The sequence below is a fragment of the Kitasatospora sp. NPDC050463 genome (assembly GCF_040655255.1).
Taxonomy (GTDB): domain Bacteria; phylum Actinomycetota; class Actinomycetes; order Streptomycetales; family Streptomycetaceae; genus Kitasatospora.
The window spans coordinates 46165-61459 of record NZ_JBFAJO010000037.1 but is presented as its reverse complement, the minus strand read 5'-3'; the positions used below and the strand labels follow the sequence as shown (position 1 = coordinate 61459).

The 15295-nt window shown below is 72.6% G+C and carries 14 protein-coding genes, 1 tRNA gene and 1 other RNA gene; 4 read left to right on the top strand and 12 right to left on the bottom strand.

Features of this window, described 5'->3' with window-relative positions; genetic code table 11:
• The 10 genes from AB0J08_RS23375 to ffs all read right to left on the bottom strand — a co-directional run bounded on the left by AB0J08_RS23375 (position 1) and on the right by ffs (position 10381).
• Complete coding sequence (locus AB0J08_RS23375; RefSeq protein ID WP_360637453.1) at positions 1-792, bottom strand: SURF1 family protein; 792 nt, start codon at positions 790-792, stop codon at positions 1-3.
• 136 nt (positions 793-928) lie between these two features.
• Positions 929-2374: a hypothetical protein gene (locus tag AB0J08_RS23370; RefSeq protein WP_360637450.1), complete on the bottom strand. Its 1446-nt coding sequence runs from the start codon at positions 2372-2374 to the stop codon at positions 929-931.
• Entirely contained in the window at positions 2367-2912 is a 546-nt protein-coding gene (locus tag AB0J08_RS23365; protein ID WP_360637447.1) for a SigE family RNA polymerase sigma factor, read from the bottom strand. Before AB0J08_RS23365 ends, AB0J08_RS23370 begins: the two co-directional genes overlap by 8 nt.
• Before the next feature lie 374 nt (positions 2913-3286).
• Positions 3287-4339 carry an aspartate-semialdehyde dehydrogenase gene (locus AB0J08_RS23360; RefSeq protein WP_360637444.1) on the bottom strand — a complete coding sequence of 351 codons (1053 nt, stop codon included), beginning with the start codon at positions 4337-4339 and terminating at the stop codon, positions 3287-3289.
• On the bottom strand, positions 4336-5616 hold the full coding sequence (locus AB0J08_RS23355) for an aspartate kinase (protein ID WP_360637441.1): 1281 nt from the start codon (positions 5614-5616) through the stop codon (positions 4336-4338). Before AB0J08_RS23355 ends, AB0J08_RS23360 begins: the two co-directional genes overlap by 4 nt.
• Positions 5617-5985: 369 nt before the next feature.
• The gene (locus AB0J08_RS23350; RefSeq protein WP_360637438.1) at positions 5986-6696 is read right to left on the bottom strand and encodes a DUF5063 domain-containing protein; all 711 of its coding nucleotides are present in this window, start codon (positions 6694-6696) and stop codon (positions 5986-5988) included.
• Positions 6689-7288, bottom strand: coding sequence for a recombination mediator RecR (gene recR, locus AB0J08_RS23345; RefSeq protein ID WP_360637435.1), 600 nt, complete (start codon positions 7286-7288; stop codon positions 6689-6691). The genes AB0J08_RS23350 and recR overlap by 8 nt, the downstream gene beginning before the upstream one ends.
• Before the next feature lie 210 nt (positions 7289-7498).
• A complete protein-coding gene (locus AB0J08_RS23340) occupies positions 7499-7840 on the bottom strand; it encodes a YbaB/EbfC family nucleoid-associated protein (RefSeq protein ID WP_360637432.1) in 342 nt (113 codons plus the stop codon).
• 218 nt (positions 7841-8058) lie between these two features.
• Positions 8059-10215, bottom strand: a complete 2157-nt coding sequence (locus tag AB0J08_RS23335) for a DNA polymerase III subunit gamma and tau (protein ID WP_360637429.1) — start codon at positions 10213-10215, stop codon at positions 8059-8061.
• A gap of 69 nt (positions 10216-10284) precedes the next feature.
• Positions 10285-10381, bottom strand: an RNA gene (gene ffs / locus AB0J08_RS23330) — signal recognition particle sRNA small type.
• A gap of 142 nt (positions 10382-10523) precedes the next feature.
• On the opposite strand from ffs, the gene AB0J08_RS23325 reads away from it, so the two are divergent.
• A tRNA-Ser gene (locus AB0J08_RS23325) sits at positions 10524-10608 on the top strand.
• A gap of 76 nt (positions 10609-10684) precedes the next feature.
• Here AB0J08_RS23325 and AB0J08_RS23320 read toward each other — a convergent pair.
• Positions 10685-11596, bottom strand: a complete 912-nt coding sequence (locus tag AB0J08_RS23320; protein WP_360637426.1) for a LysR family transcriptional regulator ArgP — start codon at positions 11594-11596, stop codon at positions 10685-10687.
• Positions 11597-11663: 67 nt separating this feature from the next.
• Between AB0J08_RS23320 and AB0J08_RS23315 the strand changes: the two genes are divergently transcribed.
• Both AB0J08_RS23315 and AB0J08_RS23310 read left to right on the top strand, forming a co-directional pair.
• Entirely contained in the window at positions 11664-12275 is a 612-nt protein-coding gene (locus AB0J08_RS23315) for a LysE/ArgO family amino acid transporter (protein ID WP_360637423.1), read from the top strand.
• Positions 12276-12779: 504 nt separating this feature from the next.
• Positions 12780-13337: a hypothetical protein gene (locus AB0J08_RS23310; protein ID WP_360637419.1), complete on the top strand. Its 558-nt coding sequence runs from the start codon at positions 12780-12782 to the stop codon at positions 13335-13337.
• A gap of 417 nt (positions 13338-13754) precedes the next feature.
• Here AB0J08_RS23310 and AB0J08_RS23305 read toward each other — a convergent pair whose 3' ends face one another.
• On the bottom strand, positions 13755-14321 hold the full coding sequence (locus AB0J08_RS23305; RefSeq protein WP_360637416.1) for a TetR/AcrR family transcriptional regulator: 567 nt from the start codon (positions 14319-14321) through the stop codon (positions 13755-13757).
• A 74-nt stretch (positions 14322-14395) separates the two neighbouring features.
• Between AB0J08_RS23305 and AB0J08_RS23300 the strand changes: the two genes are divergently transcribed.
• Entirely contained in the window at positions 14396-15205 is an 810-nt protein-coding gene (locus AB0J08_RS23300) for a cupin domain-containing protein (RefSeq protein ID WP_360637413.1), read from the top strand.
• The last annotated feature ends 90 nt before the right edge of the window (positions 15206-15295 follow it).

Sequence of the window (15295 nt, the reverse complement as noted above, 5' to 3'; positions counted from 1 at the left end):
CTACTCCAGGACCGGGTCCAGCCCGAGGGCCCGGTCCTGCTCGGCCTCCGCCTCGCGGCGCACCAGGCGGAACCACATGAAGACGACGAAGCCGCCGAAGACGAACCACTCCAGGGTGTACCCGAGGTTCTGGAACGCGCGCAGGGTGAGGCCGTTGCCGCCCTGCGGCTGCACCGTCGGCACCGGGGTCAGCCCGGTCGGCACACTGTCCGCGGACACCCAGCCGTCGTACCAGCCGTCGTAGGACAGCTTGTTGAGGAGCGCGGCCTTGTTGATCGTGCCGAGCTGGCCGGCCGGCAGCCCGCCCGCCACCGCACCGCCGCTGCCGCTGGTCTCGCCCGCCTGCAACCGTCCGGCCACCGTGACCTCGCCGGCCGGCGCCAGCGCCGCGGCGGACGCGCCCTCCGTGGGGGTGCCCGGCGCCCAGCCGCGGACGACGGCGACGGTGCGGCCGTCGTCCGTGCGCAGTGGGGTGAGGACGTAGTAGCCCTGCTTGCCGTCCAACTCCCGGTTGGGGACGAGCAGCTGGTGCTCCTGGTCGAAGGTCCCGGACACCGTCACGGCCCGGCCGACGGTGTCGGTGGTGACCTGCGGCCGGTCGGGGCCGAGCAGTTCACCGAGCGGCGCGATCGCGCCGGCGTCGGCCACCGACCTGCTGATCTCCCGGTGCGAGGAGACCTTGTCCTCGAACCGGCCGAGCTGCCAGGAGCCGAGCCAGACGCACACCGCCACGGCCGCAACGGCCAGCGCGGTGCCGCTCAGCCAGCGCGGAGTGAGGAGGAACCGGTACACACCCCCCACGGTAACCACTCCTCACACCTCTCCCGACCACAGGGGCCCCCGCCGCGCCCCTTCCCGGGCCGGCGGCGGGCACTCGCGGCAACGGTCCGAGGGCGCCTCCCCGCCGCAGGCCTCCCCGCGGCGGGGCTCAGCCGACCGACGCGGAGACGGACGGCGCCGGGGTCTCGGTCGGGGCCGGCGCCATGACGGGCTGCGGTGCCGTGCGGTAGACGGTGCCCGAGCAGGCGCCCGGCAGGACGGCGGAGGCGGCGGCCGGGCTGCCCGGCGCCGGGGTGTGCGCGATGGTGACGGTGGCCGGCGGCGCGCTGTGGCCGGTGGTCGGCGTGGCCGACGGACTCGGCACCGAGGTCGAGCCCGTCGTCGGCGTGGCGGACGCCGGGGGCGCCCCGGTCGGCGCCACCGAGGCACCGTCCGCCGGGGCGACGGCCCTCGAACCGGGGCCCGAACCGGAGCCCGAGCCCGAGGCCGAACCGCCCGGTCCGCCCGGTCCGCCCGGTCCGCCGGACTGCATCGCCAGGGAGGTGCCCGCCCCGGAGCCGCTCGACCCGCTCTGGCCGGCCGTCGCACTGGGCGAGACCCCGCCCGTGGCCCGGCAGCCGCCGTCCGGCACCCAGCCGAACTCCACCCGGTACGCGGCCTGGGGGGCCAGGACCAGCCCGGGGCCGTCGCCGGCGCCCGGTCGCGGGGCGGGCAGGTCGGTCGCCGGATCGCCCGCCGAGTGGTCGGTCACCCGGATCCGGGCGGGGTCCGTCCCGCTGGTCCCGGTGACGGCGACCGAGCCCGGCCCGCCGAGCCGGCAGGTGCGTCCGGAGGTGTTGACCACCGTGAAGTACCCGTAGATCCGCCCCTCGCCGTCGGCCGCGCCGACCCGGGAGGCCCCCTGCCCGAGATCACGCCGGAGGCAGAGCGGGACGGGTGGGTCGTCGCCGCCGCCGGTGCTGGACGCGGCGACCGGGGTGGACGGTACCCCGCCCGTGCTGGCGCTGCTGGCCGCCGGGTGGGGCGGGGCGCTCACCGAGCCGGACGGGCTGCCGGTGCCGGTGGCGGCGCTCACGTCGGGGTACGGCGGCCGGTTCGGGCCCACGACGTCGCTGCCGGCCGCGCTGCCCTCGGGGGTGGCCGAGGGCGTGGCGCCGTGCGCGCCGGGCGTGCCGGGGCCGCCGGAGAGCCCGAGGTGGTCGCCGTCGTGCAGGGCCGGCAGGGCGATCGCCACCGCGACCGCCAGGGCGGCGGCGCCCGTCCAGGCGCCGCGCCGGGCGGCTCGCCGTCGGGGCACCGCGCGGCGGATCCGGTGCAGACCGGCGGGGTCGGGCTGCACCTCGGCCACGGCGCGCTGCAACAGCACGCGGACCAGCTGCTCGTCGGTGTTCAAGCCGTCGGTGTTCAGCCCTGCGGTGTTCAGCCCGCCGGCCTTCAGGCCCTCGATCTTCGAGCCCTCGGTGTTCAAGCCGTCGGTGCTCGACCCGACCGAGCTCGGTCTGTCGAGGCGCGCTCCGTCGATGCCCGGTCGGTCGCAGCGGGCCCGGTCGACCGGGCCGCCCGTACCCCCCACACCGATCCGGTCGTCAGCCACGCCCGGCCTCCATCTGGACCCGCAGCGCGGCGATCCCCCGCGAGCCGTACGCCTTCACCGAGCCGAGCGAGATGCCCAGGGTCTCCGCGACCTGCGCCTCCGTCATGTCCACGAAGTAACGGAGCACCAGAACCTCCCGCTGACGGCGTTGCAGACTCCGCAGCGCGGCCTTCAACTGGTCGCGCTCCAGCGCATCGTAGGCTCCTTCTTCTGCACTGGCCATGTCAGGCATCGGCTTCGGCAGCAGCCGCAGGCCGAGGATCCGCCGCCGGAGCGTGGAGCGGGACAGGTTGACCACGGTCTGCCGCAGATAGGCGAGCGTCTTCTCCGGCTCGCGCACCCGGCGGCGTGCCGAGTGCACCCGGATGAACGCCTCCTGGACCACGTCCTCGCAGGTCGAGAGGTCGTCGAGGAGCAGCGCCGCCAGCCGCAGGAGGGAGCGGTAGTGGGCCTGATAGGTCTCGGTGAGCAGATCCTCGCTGGTACCCGCGCCGGTACCGGCGCCGGAGTCCGCCGTGCCGGGTGCGACCGCCGTCATCTGGCTGTTTTCCGGCCTATCCGCAGGCCGCTGGGCGCGCGGCGAGAACGTCACCGCGGCCGCTGCCGAGATGCCCGCCCCTGTCCCCACCATCACGTTCGCCACGCCCGTTGGACACTCGATCCCCTGTCATGGTTGCCCCAGCCCGCGGATCATTCTCCCGTACGGGTGGCGGCCCGCTCCAGGGGATTCCGGCGGATTGGGCAAGTGGGCCCCGAAGGACCGCAGAAGACGCACGGAATCTCACGACGTCTCACGGTTCTCACCGTTCTGACGGCCCGCGGAGCGCACCGGAGAACCCCGGGCTCGCGGGCTCACGGCCCTCACCGACTCACGACGGTGCCCGTGACGCGTCAACCGAGGCGTCAGAGGCGTCAGGCGAACAGCTCGCGCGCCACCAGCTCGGCGATCTGCACGGCGTTGAGCGCCGCGCCCTTGCGCAGGTTGTCGCCGCAGAGGAAGAGGTCGAGCGCCGTCGGGTCGTCGAGCGCCCGGCGCACCCGCCCGACCCAGACCGGGTCGGTGCCGACCACGTCGTTCGGGGTGGGGAACTCCCCCGCCGCCGGGTCGTCGTACAGCACCACGCCGGGGGCGTCGCGGAGGATCTGCTGGGCGTGCTCCTGGGTGACCTCGCGCTCGAAGACCGCGTGCACGGCCAGCGCGTGGGTGCGTACCACGGGGATGCGGACGCAGGTCGCGGAGACCCGCAGGGCCGGCAGGCCGAGGATCTTGCGCGACTCGTTGCGGAGCTTCAGTTCCTCGGACGACCAGCCGCCGTCCATCAGCGCGCCCGCCCACGGCACCGCGTTGAGCGCCAGCGGGGCGGCGAACGGGCCGTTGTCGGCGATCACCGCACGCAGGTCGCCGGTCTGTTCGCCGACCTCGGTACCGGCCACCAGTGCGACCTGCGCGCGCAGCGCGTCCACGCCGGCGCGGCCCTCGCCGGAGGCCGCCTGGTAGGAGGCGACCACCAGTTCGCTGAGCCCGTACTCGGCGTGCAGCGCACCGATCGCGGCGATCATCGCCAGCGTGGAGCAGTTGGGGCCGGCCACGATGCCGCGCGGACTCATCCGGACCGCCGCCGCGTTGACCTCGGGGACGACCAGTGGGACGTCCCCGTCCATCCGGAACGCACCGGAGTTGTCGACCACCACGATGCCCTTGGCGGCCACGATCGGCGCCCACCGGGCGGAGACGTCGTCGGGCACGTCGAACAGCGCGACGTCGATCCCCTCGAAGGCCTCCTCGGTGAGCGGCAGCACCTCGACGGGCTCCCCGCGCACGGTCAGCTTGCGGCCGGCCGAGCGCGGGGAGGCGACGAGGCGCACCTCGCCCCAGATGTCCTGACGGAGGGAGAGCAGGCCGAGCAGCACCTCGCCGACCGCGCCGGTGGCGCCGACGACGGCGAGGTTCGGCCGCCGGGTCATCGCCCGGTGCCTCCGTAGACGACCGCCTCGTCCGACTCGCTGTCCAGCCCGAAGGCGCTGTGGACGGCGCGGACGGCCTCGTTGACGTCGTCGGCCCGGGTGACGACCGAGATGCGGATCTCCGAGGTGGAGATCAGCTCGATGTTGACCCCGGCCTCGGAGAGCGCCTCGAAGAAGGTCGCGGTGACCCCCGGGTTGGAGCGCATGCCGGCGCCGACCAGGGAGATCTTGCCGATCGCGTCGTCGTAGCGCAGCGACTCGTAGCCGATGCCCTGCTTGACCCGGCCGAGCGCGTCGATGGCCTTCTGGCCCTCGGTCTTCGGCAGCGTGAAGGAGATGTCGGTGAGCCCCGTCGCCGCGGCGGAGACGTTCTGCACCACCATGTCGATGTTGACCTCGGCGTCGGCGATGGCGCGGAAGATGCGCGCCGCCTCGCCCGGCTTGTCCGGCACGCCGACGACCGTGACCTTGGCCTCGGAAGTGTCGTGGGCGACTCCGGAGATGATGGCCTGCTCCATCTCGCCCCCTTCGGGCTGGTTCGGGTTGTCGTTGCTGACGATCGTCCCGGGAAGGCCCGAGAAGGACGAGCGTACGTGAATCGGGATGTTGTAGCGCCGCGCGTACTCCACACAGCGGTCGAGCAGGACCTTGGAGCCGGACGAGGCCAGCTCCAGCATGTCCTCGTAGGCGATCCAGTCGATCTTGCGGGCCTTCTTCACCACGCGCGGATCGGCGGTGAACACGCCGTCCACGTCGGTGTAGATCTCGCAGACCTCGGCCTTGAGGGCCGCCGCGAGGGCGACGGCGGTGGTGTCCGAGCCGCCGCGGCCGAGCGTGGTGATGTCCTTGCCGGTCTGCGAGACGCCCTGGAAGCCGGCCACGATCGCGATGTTGCCCTCGTCCAGGGCGGTGCGGATGCGGCCCGGCGTCACGTCGATGATGCGCGCCTTGTTGTGGACGGAGTCGGTGATGACACCGGCCTGGCTGCCCGTGAAGGACTGGGCCTCGTGACCCAGGGATTTGATCGCCATGGCCAGCAGCGCCATGGAGATGCGCTCTCCAGCGGTCAGCAGCATGTCGAACTCACGGCCGGCAGGGAGGGGTGACACCTGCTCCGCGAGTTCGATGAGCTCGTCCGTCGTGTCGCCCATCGCGGACACCACGACGACGACCTCATGGCCGGCCTTCTTGGCGTCAACGATTCGACGGGCCACGCGCTTGATGCCCTCGGCATCCGCAACGGATGAGCCGCCGTACTTCTGCACGACAAGGCCCACGTGCGCTCCTCGACTTGTGTCGTTTCCGGGGGCGCTGGGCCCCCGCACCCCCGGGTGGCGGGGGTTGTGCGGTCCGCGCCAGTCTACCGAGCGGGGGTGCCGCGACCGGCGCTTTCCATATGGTGAGACGCCCGTTTCAGCAGGTGGGCGGCGGTTCGGCGGTCGCGACCGGCAGGTCTGCGGGGGATCCGGTGCGGCCCCGAAGAATCGGCGGACGAACGGACGGCGGCCCCGGGGTTTTCCCTCGCCCCGAAATCCCTGAGGCGTCCGTCACAGTCCGCTCCCGAATCCGGGGCGCCCGTCACCGTCCTACCGGGTCCTACCGGCCCGGGCGTCCTACCGGCCCGGCGCTCCACCAGCCAGGGCGTCCTACCGGCCCAGGCCAAGCTCGGCCGCCATCAGGTCGCCGGCCTGCTGCTCCAGCTGCTCGTCGGTGAGCCCGTCGTCGTCGGTGTCGGCACCGTCCGGCACGGCCCCGATCGGGCTGTCCAGCCGGACGTGGGCGATCAGCGACTGCAGCGCCCGGAGCACCGCCGAGCAGGTCGTGCCCCAGTTGGAGAGGTACGAGAACTGCCACCACCAGAGCGCCTCGCTGACCCGCCCGTCGCGGTAGTGGGTGAGGCCGTGCTGGAGCTCGCTGACCACACCGGCCAGGTCGTCCGAGATCCGGAAGGCGTTCGGCTTCTCCGGCGGCCCGTACGGGTCGAAGACCTCGTGGTAGACGTCGATCGGCGCGAGCAGCTCGGCCAGCCGCTCCCGCAGCTGCTCGCTGTCCGGCTCCGGCCCGGTGTCGGGCTCGAAGCGGTCCTCGGGGACGACGTCCTCGATCGCGCCGAGCCGGCCGCCGGCCAGCAGCAGCTGCGAGACCTCCAGGAGGAGCAGCGAGACGGCGCTGCCGGGCTCGTCGCCCTTGGCGACCTCGGTGACGGCGAGCACGAAGCTCTCCACCGAGTCCGCGATCTGCACCGCGAAGTCGTCCGGCTCCGAGCCGTGCGCATGGATGTGCGGGGCGGGCCGGTCCTGCTGCGGGCCTGCCTGGTGGGGTGTGTGTGGCTGCTGGTTGATCGTCCGGTCAGACATCGAGCAGTCGTCTCCCTTCGAAGGCGCGGCCGAGGGTGACCTCGTCCGCGTACTCCAGATCCCCGCCGACGGGCAGACCGCTCGCCAGCCGGGTCACCTTCAGGCCCATCGGCTTGCAGAGCCGGGCCAGATAGGTGGCGGTCGCCTCCCCCTCCAGGTTGGGGTCGGTGGCCAGGATCAGCTCGGTGACCGTGCCGTCCGCGAGGCGCGCCAGCAGCTCGCGGATCCGCAGGTCGTCCGGGCCGACGCCCTCGATCGGGCTGATCGCGCCGCCCAGCACGTGGTACCGGCCGCGGAACTCGCGGGTGCGCTCGATCGCGACGACGTCCTTGGACTCCTCGACCACGCAGATCACCGCGAGGTCGCGGCGGGGGTCGAGACAGACGCGGCACTGTTCGGCCTCCGCGACATTGCCGCAGACGGCGCAGAACCGGACCTTGTCCTTGACCTCCAGCAGCGAGTGCGCCAGCCGGCGGACGTCGGTGGGGTCGGCCTGCAGGATGTGGAAGGCGATCCGCTGCGCGCTCTTGGGCCCGACGCCGGGCAGCCTGCCCAGTTCGTCGATCAGGTCCTGAACCACGCCCTCGTACACGTCGCGCCTTCCCTCAGGGGTCTGTGGTGCACCGGTTTCCCGATGTCCCGGTGCCATCATCCAACGAATCGGGCGCCGGGCACACCGCCCGACGCCCTACTCCCGCATAAATCACACAGGTCCGTTATCCGAACTTCAGACCTTCATGACTTTCGGACTTTCCGCCCTGCTGCTGCCTTGCTCCTGCCCTGCTCCGGAGAACCGGGCAGGTCAGAACGGCAGACCGGGGATGCCGCCGCCACCCAGGCCCTGGGTCAGCGGGCCCATCCGCTCGGCCTGAATCTTCTGCGCCGCCTGGTTCGCGTCCCGGACGGCCGCGAGGATCAGGTCGGCCAGGGTCTCGGTGTCCTCCGGGTCGACGGCCGCCGGAGCGATGGCCAGGGCCACCAGCTCGCCGGCGCCGGTCACGGTGGCCTCGACCAGGCCACCGCCCGCCGAACCGTTCACCTTCGTCTCGGCCAGCTCCTGCTGCGCCTGGGCGAGGTCCTGCTGCATCTTCTGCGCCTGCTTGAGCAGCTGCTGCATGTTGGGCTGGCCACCACCGGGGAACACGGCTCACTCCTTGCGTTCTGCGTCCGTCGTGCTTCGTATCGTCCTGATCCGCATGCTTCGCCCGCGCCGCCGGGCGTGCTCGGCCCTGCGGTGCGTACGCCGCCGCGTCGTCCTCGTACCGAGCCTACGTGCCGCCGGAACCGGCCGTCCGTTCAGCCGCCGCGCGGTCGCTGAACGGCCGCTTTTCGGCCGCCGCTCAGTGGCCGCCCAGTGCCCGGTCAGTTGCCGCCGTGCCGGATCTCCTCCAGCACCGTCGCACCCAGCTCGCGGATGATCAACTCCTGGCCGGAGAACGTCTCCTCCTTGAGTTCAGGGTCGTCCTCCTCCGGGATGTCGTCCTCCAGCGCGACCGACTGCGCCGGTCGCCCGGCCGGCGCCGCCGGCTGGGCCTGCACCGGCGGAGGCGCCGGTGCGGCCGGCATCGCCGGGGGCGCTGCCATGGGCGCGGGCGCCGGTACGGGCGCCGGCGCAGCTGCCTGTGCAGGAGGCGCGGACGCCGCCGCACGCGCCGGTGGAGCGCCCCAAGCGCTGGTGGAGACACCGGAGCCGCTGGGGCTGCTGCCGCCGGAGGCGCCCCCGCCGGTGCCGCCGGAGCCGCCCGAGGGGTCGACGATGCACTCGATCCGCCAGTCCACGCCGAGCGCGTCCGCCAGCGCCTGGCGCAGAACGTCGTCGCTGTTGCTGCTGACGAAGCTGTCCCGGGCACCCGCGTTGATGAAGGACACCTGAAGCACGCTGCCGTCGAACCCGGCCACCTGGCCGTTCTGGCTGAGCAGGATCCAGGTGAAGCGGCGACGGTTCTTCACCGCCTCCAGGATCTGCGGCCACATCTGCCGGACCTGCCCGGCCCCCTGCTGTGCGGCGCCCGACGGCTGCGCCCCGGCCGGCGCGCCGGCCGGGGCGGGAGCGGGAGCGGGGGTGGCTGCCGGGGCCACCTGGGCGGGCGCGGGTGCCTGCTGCGCGGGCGGCGCCGCCACCGGCGCGGGCGCAGCCCCGCCCGGGGAGAAGCTGCGCGGGATCGGCCACGCGCCCGGCGCCGGTCCGGCCGGCGCCGCAGCGGCGGGAGCCGGGGCGGGCGCGGGGGCCTGGACCGGGGGCGCCTGGACCGAAGCCGCCTGCACCGGCTCCATCGGCGCTGCGGGCGCCTGCATCGGCGCGACCTGCATCGGAGCGGCCTGGACCGGAGGCGCCTGCATCGGGGCCGCGAACCCACCGGAGGCCGCCCGGCGCTCCAGCTTGTCCAGCCGCGCCTGCAACGACAGCTCGTCGCTGTACGCGCCCGGCAGCATCACCCGGGCACAGATCAGCTCCAGTTGCAGCCGGGGCGCCGCGTTCCCGCGCATCTCGGTCAGCCCGGTGTTGACGATGTCCGCCGCCCGGCTCAGTTCGGCCGCCCCGAAGGCGTCCGCCTGCGCCTGCATCACCGCGACCCGGTCCGCCGGGGCGTCGATCAGCCCCTTCTCCCCGGCGTCCGGCACCGTGGCCAGGATCACCAGGTCCCGCAGCCGCTCCAGGAGGTCCGTCACGAACCGGCGCGGGTCGTGCCCGCCCTCGACCACCCGGTCGATCACCTGGAACACCGTCGCCCCGTCGTGCACGGCGAAGGCGTCCACCACCTCGTCCAGCAGCGCGGAGTCCGTGTACCCGAGTAGCGCGGTCGCCATCTGGTACGTCACCCCGCCCTCGGTGGCGCCGGCGAGCAGCTGGTCCATCACCGACATCGAGTCGCGCACCGAGCCGGCCCCGGCCCGGACCACCAGCGGGAACACGGAGTCCTCGACCTGGATCTGCTCCCGGCCGCAGACCTCGGCCAGGTAGTCGCGCAGCGTGCCGGGCGGCACCAGCCGGAACGGGTAGTGGTGCGTGCGGGAGCGGATCGTCCCGATCACCTTCTCCGGCTCCGTGGTCGCGAAGATGAACTTGAGGTGCTCCGGCGGCTCCTCCACCACCTTCAGCAGCGCGTTGAAGCCGGCCGAGGTCACCATGTGCGCCTCGTCCAGAATGAAGATCTTGTACCTGCTGTGCACCGGCGCGAAGAACGCCCGCTCCCGCAGCTCACGGGCATCGTCGACACCACCGTGCGAGGCGGCGTCGATCTCGATCACGTCGATCGAACCGGGGCCGCCCGTCGCCAGGTCCCGACAGGACTGGCACTCACCGCACGGGGTCGGCGTCGGCCCCTGCGCGCAGTTCAGGCAGCGGGCCAGGATGCGCGCGCTCGTCGTCTTCCCACAGCCGCGCGGGCCGCTGAACAGGTAGGCGTGGTTGACCCTGTTGTTGCGCAGGGCCTGCTGGAGCGGAGCGGTCACGTGCTCCTGCCCGATGACCTCGGCGAAAGTCTCGGGGCGATAGCGGCGGTACAGGGCTAGGGACACACCACCGACGATATCGGGACGAGCCGACAAACGCGTCGCCCCTCGACGGGCCCCGCCCGGCCCCGGGAACGCAAAGACCCCTCGCGCACCCGCCAGAGCCCTCCTACCCTTGCTGCCTTCCGGCCCTGGGGGGGTTCAGAGAGATAACGCCACACGAGGGGCTGAACCCCACAGTACCGGATCCCCGGCCCCCACCTCCACCACCCCACCCTCCCCACCCCCGCTCCGCGATCCGCAGGCCACACCCCCGGGCCACCCTCGACATACGTGGTCGCAAGCACCCCCGAACATGTACTAAGCTCTCCCACGGAGGATTCGCCTAGAGGCCTAGGGCGCACGCTTGGAAAGCGTGTTGGGAGCAATCCCTCACGAGTTCGAATCTCGTATCCTCCGCCGGCAGAAGGCCCGGACCACTCAGTGGTCCGGGCCTTCGTCGTCTCGTGGTCTCAGTCGGTTGCACCTGGCACACCTACCGCAGGGCCCGCTCCGCCTCCGCCGCCACCGCCGTGGCAACAGCTGCCAGTGCGGGCGAGTCGAGGCGCCACTGCTGCCAGTACAGCGGTACATCGACCGTGCGGCCCGAGAGGAACTGGACCAGCGCACCGCTGTGCAGCCGGGGCTCGGCCTGGCTACGCGGGACGAGGCCCCAACCGAGACCGGCAGCCACGGCATCGGCGAAGCCTTCACTTGATGGGACATAGCTCCGCCGGGGACTCGCTTCTCGACCGCCCGTCAGATCTCGGGCGAACGTGTCCTGGAGCTCGTCGCGGCGGTCGAAACAGACCACCGGCGCGTCCGGGAGCAGCCGGGCCGGGTCGCCGTCGAGCCAGCGGGCGGCGAACTGCGGCGTGGCCACCGGGAGGTAGACCATCGCGCCCAGCCGCTGCACCGAGCAGCCCGCCACCGGATGGGGCGAGGAGGTGACCGCCGCCATGACCTCGCCCGCGCGCAGCAGCGCGGTCGTGTGTGCCTCGTCCTCCCGCCGCAGGTCGACGTGGACTCGCGCGTCCTGGGCGAGCGAAGCCAGCGCAGGCACGAACCAGGTCGCAAGCGAGTCCGCGTTGACCGCGATCGGCAGCCAGGAGGGGCCCGACGGCCCGGTGCCCTCCCTGCCCTCGGGCATCCCCAGCGCGTCTCGCGCGTCGCCCTCCAGGCGGGCGAGCTGACGGGCGAAGCGCACCACGACCTGACCCGACTCGGTCGGCCGCACCGGCCGGGAACGCGTCAGCAGCACCCGCCCGGTGCGCTGCTCCAGCGCCTTGATCCGCTGGCTCACCGCCGAGGGCGTCACGTGCAAGGACGCCGCAGCCGCGTCGAAGGTGCCTTCGTCGACCACCGCGAGCAGGGTCCGGACCAGGTCGTGCGGCAGCTCAGCCTTCATGAATGCTAATGATACGTAAGAATCTTTAGCTGGCCTTGCGGTGTGACAGCTACCTACCGTGGCACTCATGGGAAGCACACTCACCGCCACCGCGGCCGGATTCGGGACCGGCCTGTCACTCATCGTCGCCATCGGGGCGCAGAACGCCTTCGTCCTGCGCCAAGGTGTCCGCCGAGAGGCGGTCCTACCGGTGGTCGCGATCTGCGCAGCGTCCGACGCGGTACTGATCGCCTGTGGCGTGGGCGGGCTCGGCGCGCTGATCACAGCGTGGCCGACGGCGCTGACCGCGGTGCGTGCGGTCGGCGCGGCCTTCCTCCTCTGCTACGCCGTGATCGCCGCCCGGCGCGCCTTGCGGGCCTCCAGCTTGGAAGGCAGCGGACCGGCCGGCCGCTCAGGCCGCCGCGCGGTGCTCAGCTGTCTCGCGATGACCTGGCTCAACCCGCACGTCTACCTCGACACGGTGCTCCTGCTCGGCGCCGTCGCAGCCACCCACGGCACGTTGCGCTGGCAGTTCGCGCTCGGCGCCGCACTGGCGAGCCTGTGCTGGTTCGCCGCGTTGGGCTTCGGCGCCCGCCTGCTCACCGACTTCTTCCGCCGCGCCTCCTCCTGGCGTGTCCTGGATGCCCTGGTCGCAACGACGATGCTGTTCACCGGGCTGTCCCTGGCCGCGGGGGCCTGACTGAACCTCATGCTGCGCGGCGTCCTGCCCGGATGATTCGTCCGACTCCGACGACTGGCGATTCGGCCGGTCTCAGTTCTGGTCTCGTTCACCCCCGTCCGAGTGGGTTCGACTACTGCCCGGCGGTTCGTTCCACCACAGGTCAGAATCGCAGTGAACCCCGGCGAACAGCGCCCAGGAGAACGGGAAAGCGTGTTGGGAGCAATCCCTCACGAGTTCGAATCTCGTATCCTCCGCCGGCAGAAGGCCCGGACCGCATCCTTGGGTTCACCTTGGGTTCACGCGGTCCGGGCCTTCGTCGTTCCGTGGCTGACCAGCTGCCTGCTGACGGCTACCAGGTCAGCCAGTACCACCGCCAAGGGGCGGCACCCGCCTCCCGCGCCGACCTCCCCCGAGCGGGGGATGCGGTCCGACCGGACGGACGAGGCGGCGGCACCGGGCGTGGTGGGACCGTCATGGGGTCACGCTTCCCCCTCACCCGTCCCAGCAGCCGGAGCCATCCTGATGACCAGCCACCCGTTTTCCTCGGCCTCCCGGACGCCCGCGCCTCCTCGCTGGGCGGTCCTGGCGGCTTGGGCGACCGTGCTGTGCACGGTGCCGTCCTGCCTGTGGCGGCTCGCCCTCGGGTTCGGCGTCGACGTCGGGTTCACCGGACAGCTCGGGGCGCTGTACACCGGGGTGCCGATCATGGTCTACGTGCTGACGCTGTCGGTGGCCTCGCAGGCAGCCGCCTGCCTGACGCTGGGGCTGGTGCGGCCGTGGGGCGAGGTGGTCCCGCCTCGGGTGCCGTGGCTGGGCGGTCGCCGGATCCCGACGGCGGTGGTGGTCGCGCCGGCGGCCGTCGGCGCCCTGGCGGTGATCGGGCTCTGTGCGGCCGTCACACTGGTGCCGGGCGGGCCGCTGGCCAACCCCGACTTCCCGCAGGGTACGGCGGGCCTGGTCATGGACCTCTGCTACGCCCCGCTACTGGCCTGGGGCCCGCTCGTTGCCGCCCTCACGGTCTCCTATGCTCGACGCCGGTGGATCGGCTCGGCGAGCCGCATCCCGGCGGACCGCCGCTGAGCAGCTGTCACGGTCTCGGTTCTGGTCTCGTTCACCCCCGTCCGGCCACGTTCGGACGTTGCCGAGCAGTTCGCTCCATCGCAGGTCAGGACGCCTGCGACCCCAGGCGGACACCGTCCGGGAGAATTGGAAAGCGTGTTGGGAGCAGTCCCTCACGAGTTCGAATCTCGTATCCTCCGCCTCTGCCAGCCATGGCAGCACGAAGGCCTCGACCGCTCGGCGGCCGGGGCCTTCGTCGTTCGTCGGACCTCCCGCCGTGCAGCTTCACGGGCCCTGCACGGTCTCCGGACCTTGCGGACCTGAAAGCCCATCGCATCCCTTGAGCCGGGGTGTTGCAACAACCCCCGAACCCGGGATGCGGTCCGGATCTCCGTCATCTCGTGACTACGGGTCCGGCGCGCCGCCCGGCCGACGGGGTCACCGCTGTGGGCGCAGGCCGTCCAGGGCGAGATCGATGAACCGGCGCCAGTCACCCACCGCGTTGCGGCTGAGCGCCGCCACCGCGCCGGCGATCATGTAGAGATCGGAGACCCCGGCGTCCCCCCGTACCGTGCCGTCGGCCTGGCCCCGTGCCAGCAACTGCTCGCCGATGTCCAGCAGCTGGGCACCCACCTCCCCACTCGGCTCGGTGTTGCCGAACGTCGCCTCGATGGCCCCGGACACCCCGCGCCCCGCTTCGTGCGTCCGCCCGATCGCGTCCAGGAAGCCCACCAGCGCCTGCCGCGTGTCGGGCAGCGACAGGCACTCCTCGCGCGCGTGGCGCAGGATCCCGGCGAACCGTTCCTCGGCGACTGCGGCGACCAGCGCCTGCCTGGTCGGGAAGTGCCGGTAGACAGTGCCGATGCCGACGCCCGCCGCCTTCGCGACGTCAGCCATCTGCACCGCGTCACCGCGCGCGGCGAACAGCTCACCGGCCACCTGGAGCACCCGGCTCCGGTTGCGCTCGGCGTCCGTACGCGGCTTTCGGCCCGCACTCGTTGACATCTCGGCCACTCCTCCGCTTAATCTCTAAACGGAATCGGATTCCGGGTCCGATTCGTCTTCGGAAGGATACCGCTGTGGAACGCTTCCTCCTGCTCGAAGCCGGTACGTCGCGCCCCGCCACCACCCCGCTTCCCGCAGGTACCGCCGTCAAGGCGAGTACCGACGACACCGAGGGACGCTTCGCCCTCACCGAGCACCGGGGCCCCGGCCCCCTGCTGCCGCCCCACCCGCCGGCTGGGGACGAGATCCTCTACCTGCTCGACGGCGAGCTGACCGTCGAGATCGACGACATCACCCACCACCTCACCCCGGGCATGTGCGCCTTCCTCCCGCGCGGCACCGCCCGCACGATCGACCTCCGGCCCGAGGCCCCCGTGCACGCCCTCCGCCTCTCGATCCCCGCCCCCGCCGCGGGCACCGACGGTCGGCGCCCCGCCCACGTCCTGGCCCGCGGCGAGGTGCGGCGCGGACGGATCCCGGTGCCGCCGGCCTTCGCCGCCAAGGTTCGGGGCACCGACACCGGCGGGCGGCTCTCGCTGCTGGAGATGACGGTCGCTCAGCAGATCCCGCGCCACGTCCACCACCTGGCCGACGAGGCGGTCTACGTCCTCACCGGCGAACTCGCCGTCGAGTTCGCCGGGCGGCGGCACCTCCTCTCCCCCGGCCAGTTCGTCCTCCTGCCGCACGGCATCCCGCACGCCTTGGCCCCCGGCTCCACGCCGCCCCCGCGCGTGCTCCAGATCTCCTCCCCCGGCGGCTGGGAGTGCTTCGTCGAAGACTTCGCCGAGGCCCGAACGTCCGTCAGCACCGCCGGCCGGCTGGACCCCCGCGAACTCAACCGCATCGCAGCCCGCCACGCCATCACCTACGAGGACCCGGCCTGAATCTCGTATCCTCCGCCTCTGCCAGCCATGGCAGCGAAGGCCCCGACCGCTCGGCGGCCGGGCCCTTCGTCGTTTCGTGGCTGCAGTAGC